Source organism: Pseudomonas sp. S06B 330, assembly GCF_002845275.2.
GTDB lineage: Bacteria > Pseudomonadota > Gammaproteobacteria > Pseudomonadales > Pseudomonadaceae > Aquipseudomonas.
Genome location: NZ_CP088149.1, coordinates 2,025,341 through 2,042,966, shown reverse-complemented (window position 1 = coordinate 2,042,966; position 17,626 = coordinate 2,025,341). Strand labels below are relative to the sequence as shown.

The 17,626-nt window shown below is 59.0% G+C and carries 14 protein-coding genes; 7 read left to right on the top strand and 7 right to left on the bottom strand.

Translation table 11 applies throughout. From position 1 onward, the window contains the following. The first annotated feature begins 202 nt into the window (after positions 1–202). Together CX511_RS09440 and CX511_RS09435 are read left to right on the top strand one after the other, a co-directional pair. On the top strand, positions 203–883 hold the full coding sequence (locus tag CX511_RS09440; RefSeq protein WP_045180238.1) for a response regulator transcription factor: 681 nt from the start codon (positions 203–205) through the stop codon (positions 881–883). Further along, entirely contained in the window at positions 861–2,249 is a 1,389-nt protein-coding gene (locus CX511_RS09435) for a sensor histidine kinase (RefSeq protein ID WP_045180235.1), read from the top strand. Before CX511_RS09440 ends, CX511_RS09435 begins: the two co-directional genes overlap by 23 nt. Before the next feature lie 91 nt (positions 2,250–2,340). Here CX511_RS09435 and cysS read toward each other — a convergent pair whose 3' ends face one another. Both cysS and CX511_RS09425 read right to left on the bottom strand, forming a co-directional pair. Continuing rightward, complete coding sequence (cysS, locus tag CX511_RS09430; RefSeq protein ID WP_101291870.1) at positions 2,341–3,723, bottom strand: cysteine--tRNA ligase; 1,383 nt, start codon at positions 3,721–3,723, stop codon at positions 2,341–2,343. A 9-nt stretch (positions 3,724–3,732) separates the two neighbouring features. Then, positions 3,733–5,436 carry a glutamine--tRNA ligase/YqeY domain fusion protein gene (locus tag CX511_RS09425; RefSeq protein WP_045180232.1) on the bottom strand — a complete coding sequence of 568 codons (1,704 nt, stop codon included), beginning with the start codon at positions 5,434–5,436 and terminating at the stop codon, positions 3,733–3,735. Between the two features lie 237 nt (positions 5,437–5,673). Between CX511_RS09425 and CX511_RS09420 the strand changes: the two genes are divergently transcribed. Then, the gene (locus tag CX511_RS09420) at positions 5,674–6,177 is read left to right on the top strand and encodes a peptidylprolyl isomerase (protein ID WP_101291871.1); all 504 of its coding nucleotides are present in this window, start codon (positions 5,674–5,676) and stop codon (positions 6,175–6,177) included. Beyond that, positions 6,174–6,896, top strand: coding sequence for a UDP-2,3-diacylglucosamine diphosphatase (locus CX511_RS09415; protein WP_101291872.1), 723 nt, complete (start codon positions 6,174–6,176; stop codon positions 6,894–6,896). The genes CX511_RS09420 and CX511_RS09415 overlap by 4 nt, the downstream gene beginning before the upstream one ends. Before the next feature lie 116 nt (positions 6,897–7,012). On the opposite strand, the gene CX511_RS09410 is transcribed toward CX511_RS09415, so the two are convergent. From CX511_RS09410 to CX511_RS09400, 3 genes are read right to left on the bottom strand one after another with little or no spacing between them, the layout of a single operon-like run. Then, on the bottom strand, positions 7,013–8,542 hold the full coding sequence (locus tag CX511_RS09410; RefSeq protein WP_101291873.1) for a DHA2 family efflux MFS transporter permease subunit: 1,530 nt from the start codon (positions 8,540–8,542) through the stop codon (positions 7,013–7,015). Continuing rightward, complete coding sequence (locus CX511_RS09405; RefSeq protein WP_101291874.1) at positions 8,539–9,741, bottom strand: HlyD family secretion protein; 1,203 nt, start codon at positions 9,739–9,741, stop codon at positions 8,539–8,541. The genes CX511_RS09410 and CX511_RS09405 overlap by 4 nt, the downstream gene beginning before the upstream one ends. Positions 9,742–9,750: 9 nt before the next feature. Continuing rightward, entirely contained in the window at positions 9,751–10,269 is a 519-nt protein-coding gene (locus CX511_RS09400; protein ID WP_045180220.1) for a MarR family winged helix-turn-helix transcriptional regulator, read from the bottom strand. Positions 10,270–10,528: 259 nt separating this feature from the next. On the opposite strand from CX511_RS09400, the gene CX511_RS09395 reads away from it, so the two are divergent. Continuing rightward, positions 10,529–13,981 (top strand): toxin VasX, encoded by a 3,453-nt coding sequence (locus CX511_RS09395; protein ID WP_220639115.1) that lies wholly within the window; start codon positions 10,529–10,531, stop codon positions 13,979–13,981. After that, complete coding sequence (locus tag CX511_RS09390; RefSeq protein ID WP_231353392.1) at positions 13,974–15,164, top strand: DUF6708 domain-containing protein; 1,191 nt, start codon at positions 13,974–13,976, stop codon at positions 15,162–15,164. The genes CX511_RS09395 and CX511_RS09390 overlap by 8 nt, the downstream gene beginning before the upstream one ends. 18 nt (positions 15,165–15,182) lie before the next feature. On the opposite strand, the gene CX511_RS09385 is transcribed toward CX511_RS09390, so the two are convergent. Beyond that, a complete protein-coding gene (locus CX511_RS09385) occupies positions 15,183–15,788 on the bottom strand; it encodes a MiaE family protein (RefSeq protein ID WP_045189914.1) in 606 nt (201 codons plus the stop codon). Positions 15,789–15,946: 158 nt separating this feature from the next. Here CX511_RS09385 and CX511_RS09380 point away from each other — a divergent pair, with 158 nt between their 5' ends. Continuing rightward, on the top strand, positions 15,947–16,810 hold the full coding sequence (locus CX511_RS09380) for a universal stress protein (protein ID WP_045189912.1): 864 nt from the start codon (positions 15,947–15,949) through the stop codon (positions 16,808–16,810). A 105-nt stretch (positions 16,811–16,915) separates the two neighbouring features. On the opposite strand, the gene CX511_RS09375 is transcribed toward CX511_RS09380, so the two are convergent. Then, positions 16,916–17,383: a DUF1289 domain-containing protein gene (locus CX511_RS09375; protein ID WP_045189910.1), complete on the bottom strand. Its 468-nt coding sequence runs from the start codon at positions 17,381–17,383 to the stop codon at positions 16,916–16,918. Between the last annotated feature and the right edge of the window lie 243 nt (positions 17,384–17,626).

Sequence of the window (17,626 nt, the reverse complement as noted above, 5' to 3'; positions counted from 1 at the left end):
AACACCCAATGCGAAGATGTAGGACCCTTCCGAGCATCGAGTAGGCTTGCTCCAAGGACTACTCTTTCGGCGCACATCTGCGCCCCGGCGACCAGCCACCCACCAAAGCGGCAAGAACACCGCGCAGATGAATTTTTCTTTAACCCGGGCACCACCTATTCTTTGGCACAATCACGTCTCTACTCGCCGCCCAGGTATTAGCATGCCCCGCGTACTGACTATCGAAGACGACGCCATCACCGCCCAGGAGATCGTCGCCGAGCTCTCCAGCCATGGCCTGGAAGTGGATTGGGCCGACAACGGCCGTGAAGGCCTGGCCAAGGCCATTGCTGGCGGCTACGACCTGATCACCCTCGATCGCATGCTCCCCGAGCTTGACGGCCTGACCATCGTCACCACCCTGCGCACCCTGAAGATCGCCACGCCGATCCTGATGATCAGTGCCCTCTCCGATGTCGACGAACGGGTCCGCGGCCTACGTGCCGGCGGTGACGACTACCTGACCAAGCCATTTGCCTCCGATGAAATGGCCGCCCGCGTTGAAGTGTTGCTGCGGCGCAACAGCGTACCGATGGCGCAGACCCGCCTGCAGGTCGGCGACTTGGAGCTTGACCTGATCAGCCACGAGGCCCGGCGCGGCGAGAACACCCTCAACCTGCTGCCCACCGAGTACAAGCTGCTAGAATTCCTCATGCGCCACGCCGGCCAGGTGATCACCCGGATGATGATCTTCGAGGAAGTCTGGGGCTATCACTTCGACCCCGGCACCAACCTGATCGACGTGCATATCGGACGCCTGCGCAAAAAGATCGATGCCGCTGGCCAGACTCCGCTGATTCGAACCGTGCGGGGCTCGGGCTATGCCATTGCCGAACCCATCTAAGGGTTGGAGTTCGTCGACCAGTCGTCTATTGGCGCTGTACAGCTTTCTCTTCGTGGCCTGGAGCAGCATCCTCATGGGGGTGCTGTACTTTGAAGTTTCGGACTACCTGAACAAGCTCACCCGCCATTCTCTGCTGCAGCGCCAGCACTTGTTCGCGCACATGAGCGGCAAGCAACTGGACGACGCCCTGATCGCCAGCCAAGCCTTCGAAGAACGCAGCTTCGATGCCTATGGCCTGTTTGATGCACAGTTCAACCCCTTGGCCGGACAAATCCGCCAAGTGCCGACCGACCTGGGCCTGGACGGCAAGATCCACGAACTGGGCCGTTGCCTGGATGCCGATGACCCGCACCTGCCACGCGACAGCTGCGACGCCGTGGCAATCAAGGTGCGTGATGGGCGCTGGCTGATCCTGGTACGCGACAACGGCTCGCTCTTCGTGGTCACTCGCATCATCCTCCACGCCCTGCTCTGGGGCCTGTCATTGACCATTATCCCCGGGATCGCTGGCTGGTACCTGCTGCGCCGCCGGCCACTCAAGCGCATCCGCGCGATCCAGGCCACGGCCGAACAGATCGTCGCTGGCGACCTGACCCAACGCCTGCCACTGTCGCCGCGACGGGATGAACTGGACATGCTCGCGGCCATCGTCAACGCCATGCTCGACCGCATCGAGCGCTTGATGCATGAAGTCAAAGGCGTCTGTGACAACATCGCCCACGACCTGCGCACGCCCCTGACCCGCCTGCGCGCCCAGCTCTACCGAATCCGCCAACACGCCGGTGATGACTCACCGCAGGCTGATGCCCTCGAACAGGCGATTGGCGAAACCGACACGCTCATGGCCCGCTTTCGCGGCTTGTTGCGCATCAGCGAGCTGGAAGATCGCCAGCGCCGAGCCGGTTTTGTCGAGCTTGATCCACATGCCCTGCTGCGAGAGCTGCATGACTTCTATCTGCCGCTGGCTGAAGACGGTGAGATTGCCTTGCAGCTGGAAATGGCCGATCAGCTACCGGCCCTGCACGGTGACCGCGAACTGCTGTTCGAAGCACTGGCCAACCTGCTTGGCAATGCGATCAAGTTCACCCCGGCCGCAGGCCAGGTGTTGTTGCGAGCGCGCAGCGATGCCACGGGCTTGCGTATTGAAGTGCACGACAGCGGCCCGGGGATTCCCGAGGATGAGCGAGGGGCGGTATTGAAGCGCTTTTATCGCAGTGAGCAAGGCCATCGTCACCCAGGTTTCGGGCTGGGCCTATCGGTGGTGGCGGCGATTGTTGACCTGCATGGCTTTGCGCTGGAGGTCGGGGCGAGTGAGTTGGGTGGGGCGAAGCTGGTGCTGCATTGTCGGACCGGGGTAGCCAGTTAGGGCTCATCGCTGGCAAGGCCAGCTCCCACAAGGATGTTTTACACAACACCTTTGTGGGAGTCGGTCTTGCCGGCGATGGCGGCAATGCTGATCAGTCAGCCAGACGCCAGGTAGTAGCACCCTTGCTGTCTTCAAGCACCACACCCATGGCGGTGATCTGGTCACGAATGCGGTCAGACTCTGCCCAGTTCTTGTCCGCACGCGCTTGCAGGCGCGCCTGTATCAAGGCTTCGACGTGCGCCGCATCCACTTTGCCTTCAGCACCGGCACGCAGGAAGTCGTCGGCGTCCAGCTGCAGCACGCCCAACAGGCCTGCCAGCTCACGCAGGCGACCGGCCAGACCCGCAGCAACCTCAGGCTCGCTTTCGCGCAGGCGGTTGATCTCACGTACCAGATCGAACAGCACGGCGCAGGCTTCAGGCGTACCGAAGTCGTCGTTCATCGCCAGGGTGAAACGCTCGACATACGCCTCGCCGCCCTTGGCCTCAACCCGCGGCAAGCCGCGCAGCGCGTGATAGAAACGTTCCAGGGCACCCTTGGACTCGCGCAGGCTGTCTTCGGAGTAGTTGATCGAGCTGCGGTAGTGGCTCGACACCAGCAGGTAGCGAACCACCTCGGGGTGATACTTGTCGAGCACATCACGAATGGTGAAGAAGTTGTTCAAGGACTTGGACATCTTCTCGCCATTGATGCGGATCATCCCGCAGTGCATCCACGAATTGGCGTACTGCTTGCCCGTGGCGGCCTCGCTCTGAGCGATTTCGTTCTCGTGGTGCGGGAACTCCAGGTCGTTGCCACCACCATGGATGTCGAAGCTCTCGCCCAGGCAGCAGGTCGACATCACCGAGCACTCGATGTGCCAGCCCGGACGCCCCGGGCCCCACGGCGACTCCCAGCTCGGCTCCCCCGGTTTGACACCCTTCCAGAGAACGAAGTCGAGCGGGTCCTGCTTGGCTTCGTCGACCTCGATCCGCGCACCGATGCGCAGGTCTTCGATCTTCTTGCGCGACAGCTTGCCGTAACCGACGAACTTGCCGACCCGGTAGTACACGTCGCCATTGCCTGGCGCGTAGGCGTAGCCCTTGTCGATCAGGGTCTGGATCATCGCGTGCATGCCGGCAATATGGTCGGTGGCACGCGGTTCCTGATCCGGCGGCAGGATGTTCAGACGGCGCTCGTCTTCGTGCATCGCGTCGATCATGCGGGCGGTCAGCGCGTCGAACGACTCGCCGTTTTCATTGGCCCGGTTGATGATCTTGTCATCGATGTCGGTGATGTTGCGCACATAGGTCAGGTCGTAGCCGCTGTAACGCAGCCAACGGGTGACCAGGTCGAAGGCCACCATGCTGCGGCCATGGCCCAGGTGGCAGAAGTCGTACACGGTCATGCCGCAGACGTACATCCGTACCTTGTTGCCTTCGAGCGGTTTGAAAACTTCCTTGGTCTTGCTAAGTGTGTTGTAAATGCTAAGCACGAGCGTTCCTCAGCTGCCCCACGAATCGCGCAGGGTCACAGTCCGGTTGAATACCGGGCGACCCGGCTGGGAGTCTTTCAGGTCGGCGCAGAAGTAACCTTCGCGCTCGAACTGGAAGCGGTCTTCTGGCTGGGCCTGGCCCAGGGAAGGTTCCGCACGACAACCGGTAAGCACCTGCAGCGAATCGGGATTGATGTTGTCGAGGAAGCTGCCGCCATCTTCGGTCTTCTCGGGGTTGGCCGAGCGGAACAGGCGGTCGTACAGACGCACTTCACACTCGACACTGGCCGCAGCCGGCACCCAGTGGATCACACCCTTGACCTTGCGGCCCTCAGGGTTCTTGCCGAGGGTGTCCGGGTCGTAGGAGCAATGCAGTTCGACGATGTTGCCGTCGGCGTCCTTGATCGCTTCGTCGGCGCGGATCACGTAGCTGCCGCGCAGGCGGACTTCACCGGCAGGTTCCAGGCGCTTGTAGCCTTTTGGTGGCTCTTCCATGAAGTCGTCGCGATCGATGTAGATCTCGCGCGCGAACGGCAGTGCACGCACGCCCATGTCTTCTTTCGGGTGGCGCGGCAGTTCGAGGTTCTCGACCTGGCCATCCGGGTAGTTGGTGATGACCACTTTCAGCGGACGCAGTACACACATGGCGCGCGGCGCGGTGCGATCGAGGTCATCACGGATGCTGAACTCGAGCATCGACATGTCGACCACGCCGTCGGAACGGTTGGTACCGATCATTTCGCAGAAATTGCGAATCGAGGCCGGGGTGTAGCCGCGGCGACGGAAACCGGACAGGGTCGACATGCGCGGGTCGTCCCAACCGTGAACGTGCTGCTCGTCGACCAGCTGCTTGAGCTTACGCTTGCTGGTGATGGTGTAGTTCAGGTTCAGGCGGCTGAACTCGTACTGGCGCGGCTTGGCCGGCACCGGCAGGTGCTCCAGGAACCATTCATACAGCGGACGATGACCTTCGAATTCCAGAGTGCAGATCGAGTGGGTAATGCCTTCGATGGCATCCGACTGACCATGGGTGAAGTCGTAGTTGGGGTAGATGCACCACTTGTCACCGGTCTGGTGGTGGTGGGCATGACGGATGCGGTACAGGATCGGGTCGCGCAGGTTCATGTTCGGCGAAGCCATGTCGATCTTGGCGCGCAGTACGCGCTCACCGTCCTTGAACTCGCCAGCCTTCATCCGGGCGAACAGGTCCAGGTTTTCCTCGACACTGCGCTCGCGGAACGGGCTGTTCTTGCCCGGCTCGGTCAGGTTGCCGCGGTATTCCTTGGCCTGCTCCGGGGTCAGGTCGCACACATAAGCGTTGCCCGACTTGATCAGATCCACGGCCCAGTCATGCAACTGGTCGAAATATTCGGAGGCGTAGCGCACCGGCCCGGTCCACTGGAAGCCCAGCCACTGAACATCGCTCTGGATGGCGTCGATGTACTCCTGGTCCTCTTTGGCCGGGTTGGTGTCATCGAAACGCAGGTGACAGGCTCCGCCGAATTCCTGGGCCAGACCGAAGTTCACGCAGATCGACTTGGCATGGCCGATGTGCAGGTAACCGTTGGGCTCAGGCGGAAAACGGGTGACGATGCTGCTGTGCTTGCCCGAGTCCAGGTCGGCCTGCACGATCGGGCGCAGGAAGTTCGCAGGAACGGCGGGAGCGCCTTTGGCAGCGGCGTTAGGAGCGGTGTCGGCAGTGGGCTTGCTCATAGGATCCTTGAAATACGGGTACACGGCCTGGGTAGGCCGACTGAATCAAAGCGCTTATCATAGCCGAAGCGGCCGAGCTGCCGACAGCATCGGGCCGACAAACTGGCGCGATATTCGCCTGACAATGCGAAAAAACTGCCGCGAACCACGTATCGCCAGCGGTAGACTGTGCGTCAGGTGTGTATCGCGATACTGCGCGAACTCTTTTCCAATGCCTTGAATAGCGAGAATTTGAGCATGACCCAAGTCAAATTGACCACCAATCACGGTGACATCGTCATCGAATTGAACGCCGAGAAAGCCCCGATCACCGTGGCCAACTTCATCGAGTACGTAAACGCTGGCCACTACAGCAACACCGTATTCCACCGCGTGATCAAAGGTTTCATGATTCAGGGCGGCGGTTTCGAGCCTGGCATGAACGAGAAGCGTGACAAGCGTGCCAGCATCCAGAACGAAGCTGACAACGGCCTGAAGAACGACAAGTACACCATCGCCATGGCCCGTACCATGGAGCCGCATTCGGCTTCGGCACAGTTCTTCATCAATGCCTCGAACAACGACTTCCTCAACCACAGCGGCAAGAACGTGCAGGGTTGGGGTTACGCGGTATTCGGCAAAGTGACCGAAGGTACCGACGTCGTCGACAAGATCGAAGCCGTTGCCACCGGTTCCAAGTCCGGTCACCAGGACGTGCCGAAGGAAGACGTGATCATCGAGAAAGCCGAGATCGTTGAGTGATACTGCTGATCTCTGATCTGCACCTGCAAGAAGAACGCCCGGACATTACCCGGGCGTTTCTTGATCTGCTCGACGGTCGTGCACGGCACGCCGAGGCGTTGTACATCCTCGGTGACTTTTTCGAGGCCTGGATCGGCGACGACGCCATGACGCCGTTCCAGACCACGATCTGCCAGGCCCTGCGCGCCTTGAGCGACAGCGGCACGCAGGTCTACCTGATGCATGGCAACCGCGACTTCCTCATCGGCGACGCCTTCTGCAAGGCGGCTGGCTGCACCCTGCTGAGCGATCCGAGTGTCGTCCAGCTCGGTGGCGAAGCGGTATTGCTGATGCATGGCGACAGCCTGTGCACGCTGGACCTGGCCTACATGAAAATGCGCCGTTACTTGCGCAACCCTGTGAGCTTGTGGATTCTGCGGCACCTGCCGCTGAGCACCCGCCAGAAGCTTGCGCGCAAACTGCGCAGCGAAAGCCGGGCGCAGACGCGGATGAAAGCCAACGACATTGTCGACGTGACGCCAGAAGAAGTACCGCGGGTCATGGCTGAGCATGGCGTGCGTACGCTGGTGCACGGGCACACCCACCGACCGGCGATTCACAAACTGATGGTTGATGAGCAACCGGCGCGGCGTATCGTGCTGGGTGATTGGGACCGTCAGGGTTGGGCGTTGCAGGTGGATGAGCAAGGGTTTCAGCTGGCGCCCTTTGCTTTTCCTTGATTGAAGGCCCGTCGGGCCTTATCGCCGGCAAGGCCGGCTCCCAACAGGGTGCATGGGTGCAATCCCTGTGGGAGCCGGCTTTGTCGGCGATGGCTGCAGCGCAGCCACGCTCACCCTCAATGCCCTGCCGATGCCGGCCCTGCCTTGGCCGCAAAGGGCGGCTTGGCCAGCCATACCAGCAGAATCAGCCCGGCAAACACCCACCCCATCAGGGTGAAATAATCCACCGTCGACATCATGTACGCCTGACTGCTGAGCATTCGCTCCAGCTGCGCGTAAGACTGCCCGTTCGCCCCTCCCAACTGGTTGAGGGCCTCCCGGGTAGCAGGTTCATAGGTGCTGATGCTTTCACTTAGATAGGCATGATGCTGGTCAGCGCGGCGAATCCATATCCAGGTGGTCAACGAGGCTGCAAAGCTGCCACCCAAGGTACGCAGGAAGGTGGCCAGGCCCGAACCGTCGGCGATCTGATGCGGCGGCAGGTCGGAGAGCAGGATGCTCAAGGTCGGCATGAAGAACAGCGCCACACCGATCCCCATGAACAGTTGCACCAGGGCGATATGCTGGAAGTCCACTTCATTGGTAAAACCGGCACGCAGGAAGCAACTGGTGCCAATCGCCAGGAACGCGATCCCTGCCAGCAGGCGCAGGTCGAACTTATGCGCGTACTTGCCGACGAAAGGTGACATCAGCACGGGCAGCAGCCCGATCGGCGCGACAGCCAAACCGGCCCAAGTCGCGGTGTAGCCCATCTGCGTCTGTAACCATTGCGGCAAAATCAGGTTGATACCGAAAAAGCCCGCATAGCCGCCCACCAGCACAATGGTACCGATGCGAAAGTTGCGGTGCACAAACAATCGCAGGTTGACTACCGGGTGCTTGTCGGTCAGTTCCCAGATGATGAAGGCCACCAGGAACACCAGCGAAATCAAACTGCCAACGACAATGAAGTTCGACTCGAACCAATCCAGGTCATTGCCTTTATCCAGGACAATTTGCAGGGCGCCGACACCGATGATCAGGCACAACAGACCGATGTAATCCATCGGCTGACGCTGGGTCATTACCGGTCGCGCACGCATCTGCTGGCGCACGACTACTGCGGCAAACAGGCCGATAGGTACGTTGATGAAGAAGATCCACGGCCAGCTGTAGCTGTCAGTGATCCAGCCCCCAAGGATCGGCCCGGCAATCGGCGCCACCACCGTGACCATCGCCAGCAATGCCAGGGCCATGCCGCGCTTGGCCGGTGGATAGACGGCGATCAACAACGTCTGGGTCATCGGGTACAACGGGCCAGCAACGATCCCCTGCAGCACACGAAACCCCACCAGCTCCGGCATCGAACGGGCAACGCCACAGAGGAACGAGGCCAGTACGAACAGCAATGTGGCCCAGATAAACAGCTTCACCTCACCGAAACGTCGGCTCAGCCAGCCGGTCAACGGCAAAGCAATGGCGTTGCTCACCGCGAAGGAGGTGATGACCCAGGTGCCCTGCTCGACACTCACCCCCAGGTTGCCGGCTATGGTCGGCAAGGCGACGTTGGCAATGGTGGTGTCGAGCACCTGCATGAAGGTCGCCAGCGAAAGCCCAATAGTAGTCAGCAGCAGGCTCGGCGGGCTAAATGACGCGTTGTTGCTCATCGCTGCGCCGTCTTGCTGGGACCTTCACTGTTGTCATGGATTAGCCGTGCAATCATCGCATCGGCCTCGACCAACTGACGATCGTACACTTGAGTCGCAAATGAAGCCTTTTGCGGCGGTAACTGCGCCAACACCGGGCCGCTCTGGTCATGCAGATCGACAGTGACCTGAGTTGACAGGCCGATGCGCAGCGGGTGGGCAGCCAGTTGTTCGGCATTGATATGAATGCGCACCGGGACCCGCTGAACGATCTTGATCCAGTTGCCGGTAGCGTTCTGTGCCGGCAACAGGGCGAAAGCACTACCGGTACCGGCGCCAAGGCTGTCAATGGTGCCGCTGTACTTGACCTCACTGCCGTACAGGTCAGCGACGATATCCACCGGCTGCCCAATGCGCATGTGGCGCAGTTGGGTTTCCTTGAAATTGGCATCGATCCATAGTTGATCCAGCGGGATCACCGCCATGGTCGCCGTACCCGGCTGCAGGCGTTGCCCCAACTGCACTGTGCGTTTGGCGACATAACCGGTGACCGGTGCCACCAGGGTGGTGCGCGCTGCAGCCAGGTACGCCTGGCGCAGGTCGGCAGCGGCAGCCATGACTTGTGGGTGCGAGGAGACCACTGTGTCATCAACCAAAGCAGAGGTGGTGTTGAGCTGTTGCCTGGCATTGATCAGTGCGCTCTGCGCCGAGGCCAGATCGTCGCGGGCGTGGGACAGCTCTTCCAGGGAAATCGCCCCGCCAGCGGCCAGGGTCTTGCGTCGGTTGTAGTTTTCCTGGGCCTTGGTCTGCTCGGCCTGACGCGCCGCCACCTGGGCCTTCATGCCATCAACATTGCTATACAACCCGCGCACCTGGCGCACCGCCCGTGCCAGCTGGGCCTGAGCGGATTGCAGGCCAACCTCGGCGTCACTGGGATCGAACTCGATCAACACCTGGCCGGCGTGGACCAGATCGCCGTCATCAGCACCGATGCTGACCACAGTGCCGGTCACCAAGGGAGTGATTTCCACCACGTTGCCATTAACGTAGGCGTCGTCAGTTTCCTCATTCCAGCGCCCGTACAGCGTGTGCCAGGCCCACACCGCACCGCCGCCGACCACAATCAGCAGGGCAAGGCCGAGCAACCAGGTCTTGCGCTTGCGACTGTTGTTGAGGTCCTGCGCAGAAGTCTCAGTGCCTGGGGAGTTGGCAATGGCCATGATCAATACCTACTGGATTTCTGGGGCACACGGCTGCGCGGCAGCCTTATGCTGGTTGGCCACATCGAGGCGCAGTGCCGTCAGGCTGTCGCCAGCAGCCAGCAGGACTTTACTCAACAGCCCTTCCAGGCTGGCCAGCTCTTCGGAAGAAAGGACACCGAGCAATTCGTTCATGGCGCCGGCGCCGATGTGCGGCAACTGATCGGCAAGCTTCTGACCCTCCTCGCTCAATGCCAGGCGTACCTGACGGCGGTCATCGGGGCAGCGGCGGCGCAGCAGCAAGTCTTTCTGTTCCAGGCGATCGAGCATGCGCGTCATCGAGCCACTGTCCAGGGCCAGGTAACGGCACAGTTCGGCTGGGGTATCGACACCGAACTGGGCAACGATGATCAACACCTTGAACTGCGCGGCAGTGACGCCGAACGCTTGCAGGTGACTGTCGAGAATGCGGTCTTTGACCAGCGCGGCGCGCCCCAGGAGCAAGCCGAGGGTGCAGGACTGGAAGTTTTCCGGGGTGTAATGCGGCATGAAGGCAATACCTGCTTAAGCAGTTGGTAACATAATGTTACTGCCTAAGCAGCTAACGTCAAGGCATTAATTAGCTTGCTTGGTATGTGGGAGCAGGCTTTGCGTTGGCCCATTAACCGACAATATGCAAATACAGGCACATTTTCGGAAGCGTCTGACATCAAATCTTGGCTGCTCTTGGTAGCTTTTCCGGGAGTTATCACCGCTTCCAGCACAATTTCTCCGAACGCTAGGCCGCTGAACGACAAGGACGCCTGCTGTGACTGTTCAACACCCACCCAAGATCAGCGCCAATACTGCCGCCATGGCCAAAAGCATCAAGGACGCACGTGCTCCTCTCGGGGTGTGTCCTTTGATGAATACGAAAGTGCAGTTGCTGCCGCTGCGCTACGGCTTGGTCGAGCACCTTGATCCTGCCGCTGAGCTGTCCATGCCATTCAAACTACAGAGCCAGCCGCTGGGCATCCGCCTGTTGCGTGATGGGTATCTGTACATCATCGACGACACCAGCGGTTATCTGCATGAGTACAGCATTGAAAAAGGCCAGATCAGCAAGTTGCTCTGGAACAGTCAGGAGGTTGCCAGTGACACACGCACCAGTGCTGTCGGCGAACCACACTTGGTGTTCAAGCGTAATCACACCTTGTATGCCTGCTACTGCGAAATTCAGTGGACGGCCTTCAAATGCGCGCAAGTGCTCACGTCCAGGGATGAACGCCAACGCTTGATGCAGCGTGTCGAACTGCAGAGTGCCTGCCCGCAGCGGGGCGGCGCCAACCTGTTGAGCAAACCACAGGCAGACAAATGGCTGGCGGAAGTGGCGGAAAACGCCCAACTGCCCGACGCGACAGGCACCAGCCAACGGCCAGCGTCCAAAGCCTTTCCCGACGGCGCCAACCCTGAAGAGACACAGCCCTACCACTGGGAAGAGCAGCCGTTGTTCCAGGACACGGAAATTGAAGCACTGACCAGTAAAGTACTCGGTGCTTACCAGGACGATTACCTGTTTCTGGTGCTGCGCGACGACATTGGCGTGATGCGCGACCTGGCCGCCGCCCAACTGAAAGTGGCCGACTGGATCGATCAGTGGAGTGCTGACGACACGCGCCAGGCCCAATACCTCAGTGGTACTTACATCCAGTCCTTGTACACCGTCAATACCGCACGCTTGGTGGCGCAGAGCGAAACCGACTCGGCCATTCGCGCGTTGAAAGATGACACCACAAAGCAACAGCAATCGAGAATCTTTGAGTTTCTAACGGTCCGGCACGAACATCCGGCACCGGGCATCTTCGGTAGCGAACAGCACTGGCGACAAGCGGCCGAGGACAATGTCTATGCCCGTGCCTTTATCGACATGAAAGACGCGCTGGGAGCTGCGCTCTATCAAAAACACCAGGATGCCCTCAACACGCTCAGCCTGGAGAGTTGGCACGCGCTGCACGGCAAGGACATTGGCCAGCGCGGCATCGACGACCTGGTCAAGCGGGCAGAAATGGAAGCCTTTGTCCTGGCGCAGCAAAACCTGCTGAGTCACTGGCATGCCCGCCTGCAAACCCTACGCGACGATCGCCTCAACCTGTTCACCGCCGGCCTGTTCCACCGCGCAGCCTGGTACTACGATTTCACACTCGATGCACAGATCAAGCACCGTCTGGAAACCGAATTCGTTTGTGTGGCGGCGATGTGCGCAGATCGAAACGCTGCGAAAAAACTGGCTGCTTACCTTGAGTCCGACCTGTTGACGGTGGTGCCTGGGCTCGACACCTTGAGCCTGGCAGAGCAAATCGACATTGCAAAAAAACTGGCGGACTTGAGCAGCTTCACCATCAAGGTGCTTGATGCTGCGCAAAGCACCAATAACGTCAATGTATTGAGCAATCAATTTCACAGCTTGATGATTAAACGCCTGCCCAATTACACCAAACTGAATACTCAGTTCATGGGTTTGCAGAGCATGCTGGAGGAGGCCTACATCCCGGCGCATCAGTTGGAAGCCGCCGATCAGCTAGAGAAGGCTCATGAGACCTTCAGGCAAGGACAGAACATTGACCCTAACGGCTACATTCGCCACCTCGGGGCGCCGGCCCGGCTGCAGCTGTTGCGCGAGTTCTCCCGCCAGGGCCTGACATTACGTGCGGCTTCAGCAACAGAAATAGCGGTGTTCAATCAGGCCCGTGAGCATTCGATGAACCTGCGCAGCCAGCTCAAGGAAATCTACAAGCTGCGCAACCGCGAGTTGCGGCGCCAAACCACAGGTTATGCAGAGCTAGGCAGTGAAGCGGTGTACACCCAGCGCATCATTCAATTGAAAGCTGCCTTGATGCCTTTAGAGGAAAGGCTCAGTGGTGCCTTGACGGTCGGTGGTAACAGTCCGGCGCAGATCGGGACGGTGATCGATGGCCTGGATCCGCAGTTGCGTGCAGAGATGACCAGGACCGCTCAGGACTTCCGGGCTACCGGAACCTTTAACAGGCCACTACTGGCGGCGGTGAAGTCGAAAGGCGATGGGATTGCGTTGGCGTTATTTGTGATTCAGGGGCTGAAGTTTATAGAGGCGATCACCACCATATATGAAAAGGAAGCTCCTACGAGAGCTGATAAGTGGAAGGCCATCGAATCATTTATCGGTATGTCAGCGGCCGGTTTTGCCGCAGTGCAAGGGTCAGCGGTCACTTTATTTCAGGCTCACATTGAGCAGATGGAAAGTGCTGCCGGTAAGTTAAACACCATGAGTCGTTTGGGACGATGGAGCGGCATAAGCGGATTTGGGGCGTTTTCATTTGGCGGCACAGCAGCATTAATCGACTTGGGTAGGCACTCGCTGCAATGGGGTAAAGCCTTGGCTAAAGGCAATTACAAGGGGCTGGGCGCTACCACTTTGCAGATTACCGGCGATGGGATATTGGTTGGCACCAACACCTGGGCCGCCAAGCACACAGGTTCCATCATCAAGAACATTTTGAAAACACCGACCGAACTGCGCGCTTTGGCGTGGGCAGAGGCTAGTCCACGGCTTTTGGCCATCGGTGCGCGTGCCAATCTGATAGGCCTGGTCGCCACGGCCCTGCAATTGGTGGGTGAGGGGTTGTACAACTACTTCAATCTGGATGATCTGCAAGCGTGGATGGAAACCAGTACCTGGGGCAACAAGTCCAAGCACCGCACCCTGCAAGACGAGTGGAGTGAACTGGCGAGGGTCGTGCAAAAGCCAACCTGTGAACTGATCCGCGATGAAAAACAAACCTACTTGAGGCTGGTGCTGCCTGGCATCAGCACTCAGGAAATGGACCAGCGCAAGTTACAGCTACAAGCCTACGAACAGGTCCGTGATAACTACGCACACCAGCCTTACAGGCGCAACCTGCCGCCAGCAAGCTGGAAAGAACGCACCGCCATATGGGCCACGCGTTTCATCGTCGTCAGTGAAGGGCAACAAGCACTGACGCTGCATTTGCCGATCAATGATTGCGAACAAACCTCAGATTTCGCCCTGGCCTTCACCATCGCCTACCAATTGGACGCCGAACGCGATGTACTCCACCAAACCACTTTTGTCCTGCGTAACCTGTACATCACCCGCTCTTATGGTGTGACCATCATGGCCAAGGGTATCTATCGACTTGACTCGGTAGAGAACATGCCCCCCGGAACAGGCAAGGCCCCATTCAGGTTTTTCATCAGAGACGACTTGGCGACTGTCGATGTTTAGCAAACTGTTCAAACGCAAAGACAAAAGCGTCGCTACTGAGCCGGCTCTGGACATTCGCAGTCAGCGCCCCAGTGCCGGTGAAATCCGGGTCAAGGGGTTGAACGAAACCCTGTTTCTGTCGCCCTTGCCCGTGTACACAGGTCAGGTCCAATCGTCTCGCCGCAACTTTTCGCAGATGAACGATACCTATCTGGAGTTGGGTGGTAGTAACCAAGGGATGGTTGAGCAAGGAAAGATCTTAGCGGCTGGCATTTGGATGCTACTGGTTACCGCATTTATTGTGCCTATTCTTATTTCTATAGGGCTCGCGATATTTAATCCACCTGGAATAGATCGAAAGTTTTTCGATATTATCGGAGGTTTTTTAGAGGTATTTGCTGGCGGTTCGCTTTTACTTACTATTCCTATGGGAGCGTACGTTTATGGAATGATCTCCAGTGTCTACGAGGCCGCCAAAACCTACCCCGTACGCTTCAACCGCCAACGCCGCGAAGTCTGCTACGTCGACTCCAAAACCCATCGGGTCTTGATCGTGCCCTGGGAAAGTGTGGTCGCCTGGGTGGCCAATACCCAGGGCGTCACCAGCTATGGCGCCACCCGTCAGTACACCTTGGGCATGGGCTTGGAGGATGAGGAGCAAGACACCGTGCAGTTCCTTCTGCTGCCGCAGCCCAGCGACGCCCATTCACTGGGAATGTGGACGTCGATTCGTAATTACATGGAAGACGGTCAATTGGTGGATACGCCGAACCCGATGCTTGCCGCCATGGGGTTGATTGCAACGGGTGATCGGCTCAAACCTTACGAAGGGCTGCACACCTTTGAACTCGAACGTGAAGACGCGCGCAGAAGGTGCCATATGAACGACGTGGGCGCCGATCTTTCTGCCAAGGAGCGTGAGAGATTTGGCTATCCCAAACGCAGCCCATGGCCCTTGCGATTCTGGTACATCCGCCGAGTGCTGGTGTTCTGGAAAATGCCTTACCTGCTTGCTGAATGGGGCCATCGAAAGGGCCGTCCGAAATTACCGGAGTCCGTACTGGCATGGTCCGAGCCGCTGCCTCCGGAGCAGTGGGCAAAGCCAAGCGCAGCCTTATTGAAAGCCAATCAGATAGTCAAAGAGGCAATGGACAAAAAAGCCTCGACGTTTGTCGAGGCGTGCAAGGCGGCAGGCTTACATTGATGGGCCTGCCCGGAGTAATCAGGCAGGAATGCCACTATGGAAACGAAACTCTTCATCCGGGCTGCCGATCAGTTCGGCCTCGGCGACCCTGACCTTCTCCACCACCCGCTCGATATCCGCCGCATCACCGTATTGATGCGCCAGCTTGAGATACCCCTGATAGTGCCGAGCCTCACTGTTGAGCAGGCCGTGATAGAACTTGCCCAATTCTTCATCCAGATGCGGCACCAGAGCGGCAAAACGCTCGCAGCTACGCGCCTCGATGAAGGCGCCGACCACCAGGGTGTCGACCAGCTTGACCGGTTCGTGGGTCCGCACTACTCGGCGCAACCCCGAGGCATAACGCCCAGCCGAGAGCGGGCGCAGGGCGATCTTGCGACGCTTCATCAGACGCATCACCTGCTCGTGGTGCACCAGTTCTTCGCGCGCCAGGCGCGACATCATGTTGATCAGGTCCACGTGCGTGTTGTACTTGGCCATCAGGCTCAACGCGGTGCTGGCAGCCTTGAACTCGCAGTTCTTGTGGTCGATCAACAGGGTTTCCTGGTCGGCAAGGGCCGCCTGGACCCAGGCATCAGGCGTACGGCAACCAAGGAACGCTTCAATTTCAGGAATAAGGGACATAGGCTCACAAAACAGGCAGGGCAACGGCAAGAGCAGCGATTATACCGGCGGCGGCGGCGATCACCAGTGACTATGCTTTGATATGTATCAACCCCCATAGCACTTGGCGCCGACTATAGTCAGGCACCGGTCGCCAAATCTGAAGGGAGTTCACGCTCATGCAAGAAGTACGCAGCATCCTGGTGGTACTCGATCCCGAACACGCCCACAGCCGTGCACTGACTCGGGCCAAACTGATTGCCGGCGCCACCGGTGCGCGCCTGCACCTGTTGATGTGCGACAAAAAACACGACCATAGCGCCCTGCTCAGCCTGCTGGCCAGCCAACTGCATGACGACGGCTACGATAACGTCACCCATGAACAAGCCTGGCACGACACCCTGCACGAATCGATCATCAATGTGCAGCAAGCAGAAGGCTGCGACCTGGTGATCAAGGAGCATCGCCCGGACAACCCGCTTAAACGGGCCCTGCTCACGCCAACCGACTGGAAGCTGCTGCGCCAGTGCCCTTGCGCGGTGCTAATGGTCAAGACCGAGCGGCCATGGACCGGCGGCGTGATTCTCGCCGCGGTGGATGTCGGCAACCATGACGAGGCGCATCGCCTGCTGCACAGAAACATCATCGACCACGGTTATGAGATCGCCAACCTGGCCAAAGGCAACCTGCATGTCATCAGCGCCCACCCCTCACCGATGCTGTCGGCAGCCGATCCGGTCTATCAATTGAAGGAAACCATCGAACAGCGTTACCGCGAAGAATGCAGCGCATTCCAGGCCGAATTCGATATCAAGGATGAACGCCTGCATGTGGCCGAAGGCCCGGCAGATGTACTGATCCCTTACACCGCCAGCAAATATGATGCGGTGGTGACGGTGATTGGCACCGTGGCCCGCACCGGGATTTCCGGGGCGTTGATCGGGAACACCGCCGAGGTGGTACTCGATGCACTTGAGTGCGATGTGCTGGTGCTCAAGACCGAGGAAGTGAAGGTGCACCTGACTGAACTGGCCAGGGGCTGAGGGCCTCATCGCGGGCAACGCCAGCGCTCACAGGATTTTTGCCTGGCAAAGATCCTGTGAGCGCCGGCCTTACCGGCGATGGACTGCAAAGCAGCCCCGGTTTTTTTACCCCAAGGCATCCTTGAGAAACCCCGGCGCGATGTAGCGCTGGTAATGGGCTTCTGACAGCAAGAAAAATTCCCGATCAATGGCATCGCGCAACTGCGGCAATTCCCAGTCGCGAAACTCCGGCAACAACACCATGCCATAGGCCTCAATATCGCGGATAACCCGCGCGCCACGGGCGATCAGCTGGTACGCCCAGCAGTATTCGGACTGGTGCGGGACGAAGCGGATCTTGCGCTGCTCCAACTGCAGACGCAGACGTGTGGCATCAAAGACCTCAAGTTTGGCGACCATGACCTGCACCAGCAATTGCTCCAGGCGCAGCCACACTGCACGTTTTTCATCGTCGCTGTAGCCGTTCCAGTTGATCACTTCATGATGAAAACGCTTGCAGCCACGGCACACCAAGTCCCCGTAAACCGTGGAACAGAGGCCGACACAAGGCGTTTTAATTGACTGATTGGACATGAAAAAATCGATAGCTGGGCGGTGGATCAGGCTGCCATGTTAGCCCTTTGTCTAACGGGGGTCACCCGCTAAAGTCATCGCACCCGCCTTACCTTTATCCAGTTTTTACCGTAGAATCATCCGGCCTTTTTAAGGCGCCAATGTCCGTTAGAAGCTGTTTTCAAAGCGTCACGAGCACAGTTAATCCGGTAGAACGGCGTTGGCCCGGGATATTCGCCTGTCGCATATCCCGCGCCAGCCCTC

What these genes read in the sequence shown, in the direction of transcription:
- CX511_RS09410 (WP_101291873.1), bottom strand. Translation starts at nt 8,542, where the DNA reads ATGAGCAACAACGCGTCATTTAGCCCGCCGAGCCTGCTGCTGACTACT.
- CX511_RS09380 (WP_045189912.1), top strand. Translation starts at nt 15,947, where the DNA reads ATGCAAGAAGTACGCAGCATCCTGGTGGTACTCGATCCCGAACACGCC.
- CX511_RS09405 (WP_101291874.1), bottom strand. Translation starts at nt 9,741, where the DNA reads ATGGCCATTGCCAACTCCCCAGGCACTGAGACTTCTGCGCAGGACCTC.
- CX511_RS09440 (WP_045180238.1), top strand. Translation starts at nt 203, where the DNA reads ATGCCCCGCGTACTGACTATCGAAGACGACGCCATCACCGCCCAGGAG.
- CX511_RS09435 (WP_045180235.1), top strand. Translation starts at nt 861, where the DNA reads ATGCCATTGCCGAACCCATCTAAGGGTTGGAGTTCGTCGACCAGTCGT.
- CX511_RS09400 (WP_045180220.1), bottom strand. Translation starts at nt 10,269, where the DNA reads ATGCCGCATTACACCCCGGAAAACTTCCAGTCCTGCACCCTCGGCTTG.
- CX511_RS09420 (WP_101291871.1), top strand. Translation starts at nt 5,674, where the DNA reads ATGACCCAAGTCAAATTGACCACCAATCACGGTGACATCGTCATCGAA.
- CX511_RS09375 (WP_045189910.1), bottom strand. Translation starts at nt 17,383, where the DNA reads ATGTCCAATCAGTCAATTAAAACGCCTTGTGTCGGCCTCTGTTCCACG.
- CX511_RS09390 (WP_231353392.1), top strand. Translation starts at nt 13,974, where the DNA reads ATGTTTAGCAAACTGTTCAAACGCAAAGACAAAAGCGTCGCTACTGAG.
- CX511_RS09385 (WP_045189914.1), bottom strand. Translation starts at nt 15,788, where the DNA reads ATGTCCCTTATTCCTGAAATTGAAGCGTTCCTTGGTTGCCGTACGCCT.
- CX511_RS09425 (WP_045180232.1), bottom strand. Translation starts at nt 5,436, where the DNA reads ATGAGCAAGCCCACTGCCGACACCGCTCCTAACGCCGCTGCCAAAGGC.